7 protein-coding genes are annotated in these 15,363 nt (G+C 47.5%); 4 read left to right on the top strand and 3 right to left on the bottom strand.

Annotated features, from left to right (window positions below; all coding sequences use genetic code 11):
- The first annotated feature begins 136 nt into the window (after positions 1–136).
- Both ACFQRK_RS02175 and ACFQRK_RS02170 read left to right on the top strand, forming a co-directional pair.
- A complete protein-coding gene (locus ACFQRK_RS02175; protein WP_379003166.1) occupies positions 137–706 on the top strand; it encodes a YdeI family protein in 570 nt (189 codons plus the stop codon).
- A gap of 4 nt (positions 707–710) precedes the next feature.
- The gene (locus ACFQRK_RS02170; RefSeq protein WP_379003164.1) at positions 711–1,136 is read left to right on the top strand and encodes a DUF1801 domain-containing protein; all 426 of its coding nucleotides are present in this window, start codon (positions 711–713) and stop codon (positions 1,134–1,136) included.
- A gap of 57 nt (positions 1,137–1,193) precedes the next feature.
- Here ACFQRK_RS02170 and ACFQRK_RS02165 read toward each other — a convergent pair whose 3' ends face one another.
- The 3 genes from ACFQRK_RS02165 to ACFQRK_RS02155 all read right to left on the bottom strand — a co-directional run bounded on the left by ACFQRK_RS02165 (position 1,194) and on the right by ACFQRK_RS02155 (position 7,618).
- Positions 1,194–3,407 (bottom strand): NADP-dependent isocitrate dehydrogenase, encoded by a 2,214-nt coding sequence (locus tag ACFQRK_RS02165; RefSeq protein ID WP_379003162.1) that lies wholly within the window; start codon positions 3,405–3,407, stop codon positions 1,194–1,196.
- A gap of 113 nt (positions 3,408–3,520) precedes the next feature.
- A complete protein-coding gene (locus ACFQRK_RS02160; protein ID WP_379003160.1) occupies positions 3,521–5,407 on the bottom strand; it encodes an ATP-dependent DNA helicase RecQ in 1,887 nt (628 codons plus the stop codon).
- Between the two features lie 69 nt (positions 5,408–5,476).
- Complete coding sequence (locus tag ACFQRK_RS02155; RefSeq protein WP_379003158.1) at positions 5,477–7,618, bottom strand: ComEC/Rec2 family competence protein; 2,142 nt, start codon at positions 7,616–7,618, stop codon at positions 5,477–5,479.
- A 137-nt stretch (positions 7,619–7,755) separates the two neighbouring features.
- Between ACFQRK_RS02155 and ACFQRK_RS02150 the strand changes: the two genes are divergently transcribed.
- Positions 7,756–13,002: a translocation/assembly module TamB domain-containing protein gene (locus tag ACFQRK_RS02150; RefSeq protein ID WP_379003156.1), complete on the top strand. Its 5,247-nt coding sequence runs from the start codon at positions 7,756–7,758 to the stop codon at positions 13,000–13,002.
- Positions 12,995–15,301 (top strand): BamA/TamA family outer membrane protein, encoded by a 2,307-nt coding sequence (locus tag ACFQRK_RS02145; protein WP_379003154.1) that lies wholly within the window; start codon positions 12,995–12,997, stop codon positions 15,299–15,301. The genes ACFQRK_RS02150 and ACFQRK_RS02145 overlap by 8 nt, the downstream gene beginning before the upstream one ends.
- Positions 15,302–15,363 lie beyond the last annotated feature (62 nt).

Below are 15,363 nucleotides of genomic sequence, written 5' to 3'. Positions count from 1 at the left end.
GACAACGACACGACGCACGGACGGCACCGTTGGCCTTGTATATGCGTGGGATGGTGTATGGGACTTTTTTTTGACATCGGCGACGATTTTGAGGAAGGGTTGAAAGGGTTGAAGACCGTCTTAGAAAATCAGTAGTATGAGTGAAGCGAATGGCTGGGAAGAAGAATTGGCGCGGTTAACCGCCATCCTTCGAAAAACCGATCTTGAAGAAACAATCAAATGGGGAATGCCCGTATTCACATATAAACGGCGGAACGTTGTAGGAATAGCAGGTTTCAAGTCCCATTTTACCTTGTGGTTCTATAATGGCGTTTTCTTGAGTGATGAAGCCCAGGTGCTGACAAACGCACAGGAAGGCAAAACGAAATCGTTACGGCAATGGCGCTTCACCTCACACACAGAAATTGATGAACCATTGATCCTTTCTTATATCAATGAAGCAATTGATAACGAAAAGCAAGGGAAAGTCAGGAAGCCAGAAGCGAAAGGAAGATTACCCGTTCCGCTGCATTTAAAAAATGCCCTGGAGGAAGACGAGCCCCTTAAGCAACGTTTTGAAAAACTTTCTCTCTACAAACAAAACGAATATGTGGAGTACATCACCGAAGCTAAGCAGGAAACCACCAAAATTTCTCGGATTGAGAAAATCAGGCCCCTCATCCTGCAAGGAATAGGACTGCATGATAAGTATAAACCTCATAAGTAACTGCATGCCCCCCGCAAAAAATAAAACGGTCGAGACTACCGCCAGTGTAGTCGACTTTCTTGATACCCTTGCCGACGACGCCAAACGGAAAGACAGCTTGCGCCTCACGGAAATCATAAAAGCCGAAACCGGCTTCGAACCCCGTATGTGGGGCACCAGTATCATCGGTTTTGGGAGTTACCATTATCACTATGATAGCGGACGAGAGGGAGATGCACCCCTGGTAGGCTTCTCTCCACGCAAAAATGAATTCGCCCTTTACCTGGCGCAGGATTTCGAAGAACGGGAAGAACTACTTCGCCAGTTTGGCAAGCACAAAACTGGCAAAGCTTGTATATATGTAAAGAAATTAGCCGATATCAATGAAGGTATCCTCAAAAGAATGATAGCGGCCTCGGTGAACTCGACACGGAAAAAGTATCCCGTCTGACGTTACGCCAACAAGATCGTAAAGACTGAAGGTAGGGACTACCTTCAGTCAACGACACTACCCAATGATTGCATTGAGGGTCGAACTTGGTCGCATAGCTTCGGCTGCCAACCTATCGTCGGGAAAATAGTAGCCCCCTATATCCTGTGGCTTACCCTGGGCACCAATCAATTCTTCGTTGATCGTGCTTTCATTTGCCTTTAATTTCTCGGCAATGGGGGTGAATCGGGCCTTAAGTTCCTCGTCTTTATCCTGCGAAGCCAACGCTTCGGCCCAGTACAATGCCAAGTAAAAGTGCGATCCTCTATTATCCAGCTGTCCGACTTTCCGGGCCGGCGACTTGTCATTTTCCAAGAACTTCTCCGTGGCAGCATCCAGCGCCTCCGCCAGTACCAAGGCCTTGGCATTACCCTGCGTTTGCCCCACATGTTCCAGCGATACCGCTAACGCAAGAAATTCACCCAAGGAATCCCAACGCAGATATCCCTCCTGAAGGAATTGATCAACATGTTTAGGAGCTGATCCGCCCGCACCGGTCTCGAACAAACCACCGCCGTTCATCAAAGGAACGATCGACAGCATCTTGGCTGAGGTGCCTAGTTCCAGAATTGGAAATAAATCGGTCAGATAGTCCCGTAGCACGTTGCCTGTCACTGAAATGGTATCTTCTCCCCTACGAATACGTTCCAACGAAAATTTAGTGGCAGCTACCGGATTCAGGATTCGGATGTCCAATCCGTTCAGATCATGCTCTTTTAAATACGTATTGACCTTCGCGATAATTTGCCGGTCATGTGCACGGTTTTCATCCAGCCAGAATACGGCTGGTGTATTTGACAGACGTGCACGATTTACAGCCAGTTTTACCCAGTCGCGGATCGGTGCGTCTTTCGTCTGACACATTCGGAAAATATCGCCGGTATCCACCTGTTGTGCCATCAACACATTGCCATCAGCATCCACCACCCGAATCGTACCTTTAGCCGTGGCCTGGAACGTCTTGTCATGCGAGCCATACTCTTCCGCTTTCTGGGCCATAAGCCCAACGTTGGAGACAGACCCCATGGTTGACGGATCAAACGCACCGTGCGTCTTGCAATCCTCAATCGTTGCCACGTACACGCCGGCATACGAGCGGTCGGGAATAAGCGCAACGGTATCCTGCAGTTCCCCGTTTTTGTTCCACATTTTTCCAGAACTCCGTATCATCGCGGGCATAGATGCATCCACAATCACGTCCGATGGAACGTGTAGATTCGTGATGCCTTTATCCGAATTGACCATTGCTAGGTCGGGTCCGTTTTCAACGGCTTCAACCAATGCCTTTTTTACTTCTTCTTCTTGTGCATGACCCGCAATTTTGGCGTATACATCGCCTAATCCGTTGCGGGTATCCACACCAAGCTGGTCGAACAGCTCGGCATATTTAGTAAACACATCGCCAAAATAAACCTCAACGATGGCACCGAAAATAATGGGGTCAGACACCTTCATCATGGTGGCTTTCAAGTGAGCAGAAAGCAATACACCGGCCTCTTTAGCGGCGTTAATTTCTTTCGCTACAAAGCTTTTCAACGCGCTAATGCTCATCCGTGATGAGTCGATTACCTCTCCTGCCAACAATTTAGCTGGTGCTTTTAATGAGGTAACCCTACCGTCTTCGCCGACAAACTCAATCGCGAACGTTGTGTCGCGAGGTATGGTAATCGATTGTTCGCTTCCGTAAAAGTCGCCATCCGACATTGAAGCCACCCGCGTTTCGGAGTCAGCGACCCACGCTCCCATGGAATGGGGATGCTGCTTCGCGTAGTTCTTCACCGCCCTGGGCGCCCGACGATCTGAATTCCCTTCTCTTAACACCGGATTGACCGCAGACCCCAGTACTTTTGCATATTGTGCTTTGATCGCTTTTTCCTCTTCCGTTTTTGGCTCCTCAGGATACGTTGGCACCGGATATCCCTTGGCCTGCAACTCGGCGATGGCCGCTTTCAGTTGCGGTATAGACGCCGAGATATTGGGCAATTTAATGATATTAGCTTCAGGTGTGGTAGCTAACTGGCCGAGCTCAGCCAAAGCATCTCCCGTTTTTTGGTTATCCGCCAAATACTCGGGAAAATTGGCAAGAATCCTGCCCGCCAATGAAATGTCTTTTTCCACAACCGATATGCCAGCTGGTGCAGTGAAGGTCTTTACTATAGGCAAAAATGAATACGTGGCCAATAAGGGGGCCTCATCTGTTTTGGTGTAATGAATTTTGGCGTTTTCAGACATGGTCTCTGTATAACTTATGTTAAAGGTGTGATGGCTTTATGCCATTGAGCGGCCACAAACTTAGGGAAAATGCTTCGCATTCGCGAATCCTTGCTAAAAAAACAAGTGGATACTCAGTGCAGATAATACATATCTCCATTCACCTTCAACTTTCCTTCGTCCAGCCGTTTACGGATAAATCCCAAACGGTCTTCGACGTTACCGGATACCATACCGGTAACGAGCTTATCGATCGTTGCGGGGCCATCGGTTAATATTTCGACCAGTTCGCTCATTAATTTATCTTCCAAGCCTTCAACCTTTACGGCTTTCAGGCAAAGATCACATATTCCGCAACGTTCGGATTTAGGTTCGCCGAAGTAAGCCAACAGAAATTTGCTACGGCATTTCCTATGATCCAAATACTGGATAACCGCGTCCATTTGCTGCTGTCTTACGTCCTTCCGTTCGCGGATATATTGGCTGTCTATGTGTAGACGCTTATTGTCCATTCGGGGTCGCAAAAATTGCAATTGTGGACTGTCCGTCTGAGGAAGGTAACTCAGTATCTGGCTTTTTTTCAGATACTCAATCATTTCAATGACAAGCGCCGCGGGCTTGCCTAAGCGCCTTGCCAATTCGGGCTCCCGTATGGGAATGAAATGATCGAAAGCACCGCCCTGGCTCCGAAGAATGGCTTTGATCAACCCATCATAGGTTGCATTCTCGACTTGGAATTTATATAAATTCGGTTGATCGACTTCAAATTTAATCCGTGAAGGTAAATACACAGCTTCACTTACGTTGATCCAACCGTCACGTTCCAAAAATTTAAGGGCACTGATGGTCATCAAGGCATCCAACTTGTAACGACTGCAAAAATCGGCTACATCAAAATCAAGCGTAAGCCCCTCTCCTGCTCCGTATGCCAATTGATAGTAATTGGCTAACTGTTGATATACCTGCCTGATAAAGTCGAGCGGGGGAAAGCTTAATTGGTGTTTCCTCCTTAGTTGATCGCGATCGCTCTGATGATGCAGCAACACCGCATAAGCCTTCTTTCCGTCACGCCCAGCCCGCCCGGCTTCCTGATAGTAGGCTTCCAGCGATTCAGGCAAGTCCAAATGTATCACGAAGCGGACATCCGGCTTATCGATTCCCATTCCGAAAGCGTTAGTTGCCACGATTATACGGATATCGTTGTTTTTCCATCCCTCCTGTTTACGGGCACGGTCGACCGTGTCCAGTCCGGCATGATAGAAGTCCGCAGAAATCCCTTCGTTTCGTAAGACTCGGGTCACTTCCTGCGTCTCGCGTCGATTACGCACATAGACAATCCCACTTCCACCCAACTTCCGGATGACGCGCAGCATCCGACCGGTTTTATTCTCCTCATCAAAAGCCATGTAGGCTAAATTTCTGCGAAAGAAACTTTTTTTCAACACATGACGCTCCCGGAACGAGAGCTTTTGTTGGATATCATCCACAACGTTCGCAGTTGCCGTAGCGGTAAGCGCCAAAAACGGGACGTTCGGATGGAGGGAACGCAATACGACAACCTCAAGGTATGATGGCCTGAAATCATATCCCCATTGGGAAATACAGTGGGCTTCGTCTATCGCAAACAGATTGACATTCATGTAGCGGATCCGTTCACGGACCATCTCGTTATGAAGTCGCTCAGGTGAGAGGTATAGGAATTTCACGGGCCCATAGATGCAGTTATCCAATGCGATATCGACCTCCCTTTTGGTTAGTCCCGAAAAAATAGCGATCGCCTCAATGCCTCTCGATTTAAGGTTTTCGACCTGATCTTTCATCAATGCGATGAGCGGGGTTACTACAATACATATTCCATCTTTTGCCATTGCTGGCACTTGAAAGCAGATTGACTTGCCCCCACCTGTGGGCATCAGGGCCAACGTATCACGACCGGCCAATACCGACTGAATGATCTCCTCCTGCAGCGGACGAAACGATTCATAATGCCAGTACGTGCGAAGAATTTTGACAATGTCCATGATGTCGGGATTATCAGCAGTCCAAAATTACACAATTTTCCCGGTTGGCCCCGTTAGTGCACGGCGCATTTAATCTGCTCGGAGCAGCGCAGGCCTCAAGGAGATGCCAGTACGAGTCCAAGCAAAATTGCCCTTCAATACGTAAAGTGGAATCTGGTTGGCCTTGGCTTCTCGTATCAGACGCTCAATCGTAGTGCGATGATTGGAGCCGTCAATGACCAACTGCTTACATCTGACGGTATTTAAAAGTTCGACTAACGGTATTTTCGGGTTATTTCTAACCAATAAAATATCCACTTCGAGTTGCCCCTCATAGGTTTCATCCCCATCATAAACCATGATCCGGGTATCGCCAAACTGAATAAGTTTGTTTTTTATAAAAATCAATTCGGTATTGTAGCTGCTGTCTTGCGACGCAAAATAAATTTGATCCGGAGGCACCAAACGTTCTAGTCCGGGCAATACGGCATATCCGATCGTCCGGTTGTCCAACGACACCAAGTTACTGTATACCCATGCCTTTCCCTTGTTAATCAGTCCAATGGCAATATCCTGTTTTACATTAAAAATAATAATTTCCCTATGATAATAGGTTCGAATACGGGAAATGGAGGAAGCAGCCAGCAGGATAAAAAGAACCAACCCACCACTGTAAAACCAGAATTTACTTCGGTAAAGCAACGCAAGCGCAACCGAAAAAAACAACAGGTAAATCAATAAACAGTCCCATTCCGTCAGCCAAATACCCCCGATAGTTGCCTGTGGCAGTTGCTCAATCTTATACAATATGGAATTGACCGCCAAAATTCCCTTTTCAAGCAGTCCACCCACCAATAAGACTAACGCACCCTCCGGTAAAATCAGCAGGGCAAAGCCCAAGTACATGATGCCGCTCACCGGCAGCACGATAAAAAGGTTAGCCACCAAAAAATATAACGGAAATTGATGGAAATAGAAGGTAGCTAGCGGTCCGGCACCCGCCTGGGCTGATACTGACATCCAAACGTACTTACCGATTGGGTTAATCAACCGGTGTTTTGGTAAAAATCCCAGTCGAGACAGCGGAGCTAAAAAAACGATGCCCAATACCGCTAGGTAAGACAGTTGAAATCCGATGTCAGCCATGAATTTGGGGTCATGCAGCAACAGGAAAAATGCCGACGCGGAAATGCTGTTATAAATTCTATTTTCTTGGCGGAAAGCCGACGCCGAAATCACAAAACTGATCATTAAGGATGCACGTAGCACCGAGGGTGAAAATCCGGTAAGGACCGCATAACTCCAAACGGCTACCATTGAAACGATCGCATTGACCACCCGAAACTTACCCCTCCTTCCCATCCACCCCATTAGTTTGGAAAACAGCCAGAAAACAATAACAACGTGCATTCCCGACACACTCAAGACATGGATGGTTCCGGTATGGGAAAACGCTTGGATCAGCTCTTCACTTAAGTCTGCCCGATATCCCAAAATCAGCGTTGACGCTACCGAAAATGCATCTTTATCCGGAAGATATCGTTTAAACTTAGCAACCAGGTGCTTCCGAAATTTGAGCGCCCGTGCTACCAAGGGGTTACCTTTCCCGCTTGCTATCTTCTGTATTTCCGTCAGCGAAAAATAGCTCTGATGCCATATATTTTTGTTAGCCAGGTATCCTCGATAATCCAACTCACCGGGGTTATAAGGGGGCGGTATTTCACGATACCGAGCCGGCACGAGAAATTCATCACCGTAGTTGGCCTGGAGATTCCGGCTTTCCTGTAAGGTCACCGTAATCATTAGCTTGCCGCCTGCATACGTAATACCTTCCTCGCCATATGCCTTGGTGACTTCCAAAGAAAACCTCAGGTGATCACCGCGGATAACGGGCTCATCGATTACCTTTCCGATCAAAGCGCGGTAATCACCGCGACTAAAATGGAACTTGTCAATCTCGGGATGTGTCCGCCAAGTGGACACATGTCCCCAAGTAAATAAATTCAGAAAGACGAAAAACCCCATTAACCCATAATAGCGCTGTTGCCGGAATCTCGTATATAATGCCATACACACAAACGCAAACAAGGAGACTATCAATACCCCGCAGGTTGCGGCATAGAGGTTCCGGTCAGGCTCATATAAGTAGCTTGTTATGATTCCCAATGCGAGCGCCGCCAAAAAACGGACAAAGGGAACATGTCCTTTATGAAGTGGAATAGGTTGCTTCATTATAAAAAGCCAAATTAAGAAATTCGGTTTAATTTTTGCTTTTTTCTAAATTCGAAAAGTTTTAGGCATCTTCGCTAAACCTTTTAAAAGGCACTATGTTTATCGTACAAGGGAAATCTTAAATTAGTTAACAGACATTGAACAAGGTAGGCAGGATAGCAATTAAGACACTTCTCTGGATCATCGGGGGCATCATCGGGCTGATATTACTTCTTTTTATACTCATCCGCATTCCCGCCGTCCAAAACTACCTGGTTCAAAAAATCACATCGTACCTAGAAAACAAAATAAAAACTCCCGTCCGAATTGCACACGTGAGTCTTGACCTTCCCAAAATGCTGGTTCTTGAGGGTGTGTATTTTGAAGATCAAACGCAAGACACGCTGCTTGCTGGCGAAAAGCTCAGGGTGGACATCAGCATGCTGAAGTTATTGAAAAATACAGTTGAAATCAGTCAAGTCGATTTACAGGGAATCACCGCTAAAATAAACCGAACGCTACCTGACAGCAGTTTCAATTTCGATTACATCATCCGGGCTTTTGTCTCCGAACAAAATGAACCCGCATCGCCGGATAGTTCAGCCCCGATGAATTTTAACATCGACAAAGTGAATCTTGATCGCATCCGCTTTCTTTATCGCGACGAGGTGATCGGGATGGCGGCGGAAGTCAACCTCAATCACTTGGATACCCGCATCGAAACGTTCGATCTGACAGGCAACATGCACTTTGGTATTCCGCGCATCAACGTAAATGGGCTACAAGGATCGGTCAGGCAATGGGCGGTTGCTGTTTCGGAAGAGACGCCAGATGCGGACGACTTTGGTATCCCCGACACGGCCGACACCTCCTTACTGCCTGATTTGGACTTCGAGACGTTCAACCTTTCCGGAATAGACTTTGCCTATACGGACGAAGCAAGTGCGATGGATACCCGATTTAAGATTACTAAACTTTTGGCACGGTTAAACCAGCTGGATCTTAATAAAGAAGTGGTGAACATCCGCGAAATCGATTTGGACGGGTCAGATTCACGCGTTTTCTTCGGCCAGACCGTCCCCTCTCCCTCTCCAGTTGACACATCTGCGGGGGAGCCCGTCAACTGGCGGGTCAACGCTACCACCATCCGTATCGCTAACACTAATTTTGCCTTTGAGGATGCCAACCAGCCCCGCGTTGCCAAAGGGTTCGACTATGGCAACATTGGCATTACCGGCTTGGAAGGGGAATTGACCGATTTTTCTTATTCTCCCGATACGATCCGGGGACGGGTATCCGGACTTAAAGCTGAAGACCACAGCGGGTTTGTATTAAATCGGTTGCAAGCTGATTTTGTCTATACCAATCAAGGTGCGGAATTAGACGACCTGTATGCCGAAACACCTCACACGCTTATCCGCGATTACATACGGATTCGTTATCCCGCGTTGGAGACCATTACGGAGCAACTGGATAAAATTGAACTAACTGCCGACATCAAAGAGAGTCATCTAGGCATGGAAGATGTGCTACATTTCGTGCCAGATCTCGACACCATGGAAGTGATGAAACCCCTGTGGGCTCACACGTTTCATGTGAATACAGAGATCGATGGGAGATTAGGCGATCTTCAGATTCCGAGCCTAGAAATTACGACACTTGACAAGACGCGTATCGTGGCCGATGCAACCCTGAAAGGCTTACCGGATATCGACAATTTTACCATCGATCTCAACCTGCATGAATTGACTACGGGAAAAAGCGATTTGGATCGCTTGATTGCAAAAAGTATGTTGCCAGATAGCATTAACTTCCCTGAGGACATTCAGCTCGCAGGGACGTTCAATGGCGGATTAAACGGCTTTCAAACCGATATGCAGCTCCGTACCACCATGGGCAATGCCAGCGTAGACGCCGATTATCGAGCCAACGGCCAGACCAAAGACACCACCTACAATGCTCAGGTAAGTATCCAGGATATTGATATCGGTAGGCTGATGAAGATGGATTCGGTACTGGGCAAACTTTCATTTGCGGCACACGCCAAAGGAACCGGACTGGATCCGGCCACGGCCATCGCAGATATCCAGGGAAAATTGGTCCGCCTGGAAGCGATGGGATACGAATATTCAGATATCGGCATCGCTGCCACCGCAAAAAGCGGTGACATTTCGGCAACCGTAACGAGTGACGATCCGAATATTCAGTTTAACCTAGACGCACACGCGGATATGCGCGGTCAGTATCCGAAAGCGAATATAAACCTGATGGTAGATAGCATTAACCTTAAAAATCTCAATTTGATGAACGATGAGTTCCGATATCACGGCCGCTTGGTTGCCGATCTGGAAACTGCGGACATTGATCATCTGAACGGGACTATTGATATCGTCAATTCTTCCATCGCCTACAACAACGAGCGATATACACTGGACACGGTAAGGCTACGCGCCGTAGCCCAGGATAGCTCAAATTTGCTGCAATTGCGATCCGAATTTCTGAACGCCCATATGATCGGCAATTACAAATTAAGTGAGTTAAGCACATCCCTACAAGACATCGTAGCCGTTTACTACCAACCTGATTCCATCGCTCCTGTGTACAACTACACTCCGCAGCGCTTTGATTTCAGTGCGCAATTTACCCGTTCGCGGTTTATACGAGGCCTTGTGCCCGACCTTACGGAAATGGACGATATAACGCTGGACGGATCATTTAACAGCGAGGATAAAATGCTGCTCGTCAAGGCTGTTGCACCGCATATTGTCTATGCTGGCACCACCGTCGACCATGTAGGGTTTGACATCAACACGTACGACAGCACTCTGTATTATAACGCATTGATCAATCGGATCGGCGTGGGAAACATTGAGCTCATCAATACCCTGCTTAGCGGAACCGTGCAACATAATCAATTGGATTTCGGATTATGGATTAAGGACGATGCCGACAAAGAACGCTACCATTTGGGAATGGCTCTCCAAGTGGATGCCGGTAATTTTCTGTTCAACCTAAAGGAAGGTGGCTTGATGCTTAATTACGATCAATGGCAGGTAAACCCCCAAAATGCAATTTCCTTTGGGAAGGACGGCCTCCGTGTGCATCAGTTCGACCTGAGCAATAACGGGCAGGAAATGACTTTACAATCCCAAGACTCGACGCTTAATGCTCCGCTTGATCTGGTTTTCAAGAACTTCCGAATCGAAACCTTCAGCAAGATGCTCGAAAGCGACTTGCTCAACATGGGGGGTGGCATCAACGGGACGGCGACTGTCTCCCGGCTCGAATCTTCACCGGTCTTTGTATCCGATATCACGATCGACCAGTTTTACTTTGGCACGGACACCGTCGGCGATATCAATCTCAAAGTCAACAACGAACGGGAAAACGTCTTCGCTGCTGACGTCAGCATCACCGGAAACGGAAACGATGTACGACTTACGGGTGACTTCATAAGCCCGCCCAACGGCGCGTCCCAATTGGACTTTGTATTGAATATCAATCCCTTGTCAATGCCTACACTGGAAGCGTTCAGCTTGGGCTATCTCCGCAATACCTCTGGCGCCATTAACGGCAAACTCAACATAACGGGCTCCCCGGATCAACCCCGCATCAACGGTGCACTTAATTTTGACAAAGCGAGTCTAAATGTGGCGATGCTGAACGCGACCTTTAACGTTGATGGACAAAGCATTCATTTCAACGACAACGGACTACGTTTCAACCGATTTCAATTCAAAGACAACAAGGGCAATACCGCGGTGCTGAACGGAACAGTCAGCACGAAGACTTACACGGACTACGCATTCGGATTAACGCTTAGGGCCGATGACTTCCAAGTACTGAATTCTACCCAGCAGGACAACGATATGTATTACGGAACTCTCTTTATATCGACCAACCTCAATATAACTGGCGATATGGAAAGTCCAACCGTACAAGGCACCCTTCGCGTAGAAGACAAGACCGACGTAACCTTTGTATTACCCAACGATGACCCGGGCATGGTGGATCGACAGGGGATCGTACGTTTCGTGGATAGAGGCGACACCACACGAACCAACGTGTTCGCGGGAGTCGATTCACTTACCCATACCGAATTAAGCGGCATCAACCTCTCTGTAAATATTGCCACCGACAAGGATGCCGCATTCACGGTGGTTATCGATCCGGGAAGCCAGGATGCGCTACGGATACAAGGTGAAGCTGAGCTGAACGCTGGCATGAACCCAAGCGGAGATATCCGTCTTACCGGCACCTATACGGTTGAATCCGGTAATTATTCATTTTCATTTGGGCCGGTAAAGCGGCTTTTCGAGTTTGAAAAGGGCAGTACGCTAACCTGGTCAGGTGATCCGATGGATGCGCGTCTGAATATTACTGCGGTCTATAAACTAAAAGCCCCTACGCTCGAACTTGTTCAAGCACAAATCGGGAATCAACAATCCGGACTCTATAAACAGCGAATACCGTTTGATGTAAAGCTGCAAATCAGCGAACAACTCTTTCAACCCCAATTGAAGTTTGATATCGATTTAGATGAAAACAATGCCGTGGCCTCCCAAGACGTAGTAAGCCGGGTCAATACAGGATTAACGCAGCTGCGCGAAAATGAGTCCGAAATGAACAAGCAAGTTTTCTCGCTGATTGTATTAGGCCGGTTTATGGCAGCTAATCCATTTGAAAGCCTTTCCGGAGGCGGAGGCGCCGAAGCGATAGCCCGCAGTACCGTGAGTTCCTTTCTAAGCAGTCAGCTCAATCGCTTGGCCGGCGATCTGATACAGGGCGTCGAGTTCGATTTTAATCTCCAATCCGAAGAAGATTATTCCACAGGAACCGGACAGAACCGGACGGATCTCAACGTGGGCGTTTCCAAAATGCTGTTCAATGACCGCATGAAAGTGACCGTAGGTTCGAACTTCGAATTGGAGGGAAATGCCAGACCGGGCGAGCAGACCACCAACATAGCAGGAGACATTTCCGTAGACTACCAATTGACGGAAGACGGGCGTTATCTGGTTCGTGCATACCGGAAAAACCAATATCAGGTAACGTTGCAAGGGCAATTCGTAGAAACGGGTCTTGGCTTTATCATGAACATAGATTACGATGAGTTCAAGGAAATATTCAATAGGCGCAACCGCCAAGCACAAGAATTCAACACGGATTCCCGCCGGTTTAGGAGACGGTGGGATGCGGAACGGATAGAAACGGATTCTGCCTATCGGGATAGCGTTAGAAAAGTAATACTTGACAGCCTACAGAAGCATGATCCTGAATTCAGGGAGCGAATGGAGAGACGGCGCCGGGAGCGGGAAAATAAGAAAAACGATGCGTCATCAAATACCCAATCGCGAAACAGTCAGATCGTGGCTTGGCGTGAAGAGCAAAATGAAAATGAATAATATATTTATCCGTTTAAGTCCTATGGTGGTAGCTGCCCTGTTTTTCATTGGCTGCAGCAACATCAAATACTTACCCGAGGGCGAAAATCTTTACGTAAAGGGCGAAGTCAAAATCGACACAGATACGATACCGGATCGGTACATTGCTCCCTTGACGACGAATCTTGAAGACTTGCTTCGGCCTAAACCCAACACCACCATTTTGGGAATGCGCCCTCAGCTTTATTTATATAACATTGCCGGCGAACCTAAGAGTGACCGGGGATTTCGCAATTGGCTAAAAAACAAGGTGGGGCAACCGCCTGTATTGCTTAGTGATGTGAACCGTGAATATAACGAAAACATACTCCGTAACCGACTGGAAAATCTTGGTTTCTTTAATGCCCAGGTTGCATCTGATACCACCATCGAAAACCGTAAAGCAACCGTGACATATACGGCGACCCCGCACATTATCTACCGAATTAATTCGGTTACGTTCGAAGTGGATAGTAGCGAATTGGGCAAGGCAATCAAAGCCACCGAGCCTGAGTCACTTTTACAACCCGGCCGCCCCTACAGCCTGGATAACATCATAGCCGAGCGCGAGCGCATCGACTGGGCCATCAAAAACGCTGGTTACTATTATTTCAGTCCGGATCATTTAATCGTAGAGGTGGACAGCACAGGCAAAGATCATCATGTTGATCTCTTTGTAAAAGTCAAAGAAGAAACCCCTGCGAAAGCCAAACAGCCCTATTACATTAACAACATTTATATTTACCCGAATTACAAGCTTACCGAAAGCGGATATCAACGCGCTGATTCCACCCAAGCGGAGCGCTATCGTGGTTATTATATCATCGATCCTGAACATACATTTAGACGATTTGCATTAGCCAATGCCATCATTTTTTATCCCGGTGAGCTCTATACCCGTGGCGATCAATCCCGAACCCTTCGACAACTGGTTGGAATGGGAAACTTCAGCTTTGTGCGCAACGAATTCGTAGACGTCGATTCTGGAAAGACAAATCGGTTGGATGCGTATTACTACCTCACCCCCATGCCCAAACGCGGTCTCCGCACGGAACTACTTGGTAAAACCGCTGCCGTATACAACGGCTCGGAGATCAATGTAAATTGGCAGCATCGCAATGCATTCAAAAGCGCAGAATTGCTCACATTCACTGTATTTGGTGGATTTGAAACGCAAACGGGGGGCAACGTCAATTTAAATTCCAGTTTTTACCGGTACGGAGCCGAAGTCAGCCTTTCTTTTCCGCGCATGATCGCCCCATTCAATTGGCAGCCAACGCGAAAATATGTACCGCGGTCTATTTTTCAAGTAGGCTATGAGTACCTGAATCGTCGGACTGCTTACAGTCTGAATTCCATGCGCTTTTCTTTTGGTTACCAATGGCAGGAAAGCATTGAAAAAAATCACGATCTGAAAGTCCTCGAAGTTGCGTATGTGCAACCGCGTAACATTACAGAATCGTATCAGGCCATGCTAGATACAGTACCTCCGCTTCGCCACGCCATCGAACCGATGTTTACCTTCGGTCCACTGTACAATTACACCCGCACCAATACGACGAATGCAGAACTTAAGCACACGTACTACATCAAAGGCGGTCTGGACCTTTCGGCCAATCTTTATGGGATTATTCGCGGAGCAAATGCCCGCAAAGGGAGACAATACCAAATCTTAGATGCCTACTTTTCGCAATACGTGAAGATGGAAGCTGATTTCAGGCACTACATGAAGCTTGGTGCGAACGCCACATTGGCCTCACGTGCCATGGCTGGCTTTGGATATTCCTATGGAAATTCTACGCAACTCCCCTATGTAAAGCAGTTTTTTATGGGAGGCCCCAACGGATTAAGAGCTTTCCGGGCCCGAGCGTTAGGGCCGGGCTCGTATACGCCTGAATTCTATGGTGAAGATAATTTCTTCGCCGATCAAACGGGGGATATAAAATTTGAACTAAATACCGAATACCGTGCGAAATTAGCAAGTATTATCCATTGGGCAGCGTTTATCGATGCCGGTAATATTTGGCTCCAGCATTCCGACCCCAACAAGCCCGGAGCCGCATTCAGCCGCCATTTCATCAACGAGATGGCCGTCGGCGCGGGCTTGGGGCTTCGCTTCGACCTGAGTTTCCTCATCCTTCGGACTGATTTAGCCATGCCTTTACGTATTCCTTACCGGCCCAAAGGTGAGCGATGGGTATTGGATGAAATCAATTTCCGCAACAGCGATTGGCGACGGAATAACCTGGTATTCAATCTGGCCATTGGGTATCCTTTTTAAGTTGAAAGTTATGGAAGTTGAAATCTGAAAAGAGGTTGATTTTTTCATTTTCAGTTTTTCAG

Origin of the sequence: Parapedobacter sp. GCM10030251 (genome assembly GCF_042666505.1) — a bacterium.
Classification (GTDB): domain Bacteria; phylum Bacteroidota; class Bacteroidia; order Sphingobacteriales; family Sphingobacteriaceae; genus Parapedobacter.
Note: the sequence above shows the minus strand (reverse complement) of the source record. Positions and strands in the feature narration are given on the sequence as shown.